1 protein-coding gene is annotated in these 1,022 nt (G+C 64.4%); it reads left to right on the forward strand.

From position 1 onward, the window contains the following. Positions 1–31: 31 nt before the first annotated feature. Positions 32–1,022, forward strand: a 991-nt coding sequence (locus EOA24_RS39155) for a virulence factor SrfB (protein ID WP_245501984.1), incomplete at its 3' end; no start/stop codon positions are given.

Here is a 1,022-nt window from a genome sequence, read left to right on the forward strand (position 1 = left end):
CCCCTATCTCGCCCCCTCTCCCGAGGACGCGATGCGGACGGAATCGTTCCGCTTCGTCAGCCGGCTGCCGGACGTCATCTCGTTCCTCTCCCACAAGATCGAGGCGCCCGGGCAAGGCCAGGTGGACGCGCAGAAGTGGCTGGACGACTGGCTGAGGGAGATCTTCCGCGAATGGAAGAAGGAGCAGAGGAGGGGCAAGGAGCTTCGGCCGGAAGACTTTCCCTACCAGTTTGAGCATCTGGCCCGCTACATCACCTTCGTCCAGTTCCTGGCGAGCGCGATCAGCCCGGTGCGCGTCACCCTGATCGACACGGTCAGCGACAACAGGAACGTGCATCCGGTCGACGTGGACCTCGTCCTCGACATCGGCAACTCGCGGTCCTGCGGACTTCTCATACAGTCGTTCCCGGACGACGTGAACGTCGACCTCAACAACTCCGTCGTCCTGGAGCTGCGGGACCTGTCAAAGCCCGAGCTGGTTTACAGGGAGCCCTTCGAAAGCCAGTGCGAGCTGGTCGCGGCGGAGTTCGGCGCGGAGGACCTGGGCAGGCGGTCCGGACGTCCGCGGGCCTTCTTCTGGCCAAGCCTGCTGCGCATCGGGCCCGAGGCGTCGCGCCTGCGAAGCGAGTCGGAAGGGACTGAGGCGGCGACCGGCCTATCCTCGCCGAAGCGCTATCTCTGGAGCTCCGATCCCGTGCTCCAGGAGTGGAAATTCCGAAAGGCCTCGCAGGGCAGCTCGGGGACGGAGCCGCGGATCGAACGCTCGATGTATCGCTTCGTCAACGACCGCGGCGACGTCCTCGAGCAGGTCGAGGAAGACCAGCGCAAGTTCAAGGTGAAGGTCAAGGACAGCGATCTCCAGACGGCAAGCCGCTTCTGCTTCTCGCGCTCGTCGTTCTTCACGTTCATGCTCGTCGAGATCATCGCGCAGGCGATGTCCATGATGAACAATCCGGGCACGCGCCGCGAACGAAGGCTCAAGGACGCGCCGCGCCGCCTTCGCCGGATCATCATGACGATCC

It is taken from the genome of Mesorhizobium sp. M2A.F.Ca.ET.039.01.1.1, from assembly GCF_003998035.1.
Taxonomy (GTDB): domain Bacteria; phylum Pseudomonadota; class Alphaproteobacteria; order Rhizobiales; family Rhizobiaceae; genus Mesorhizobium.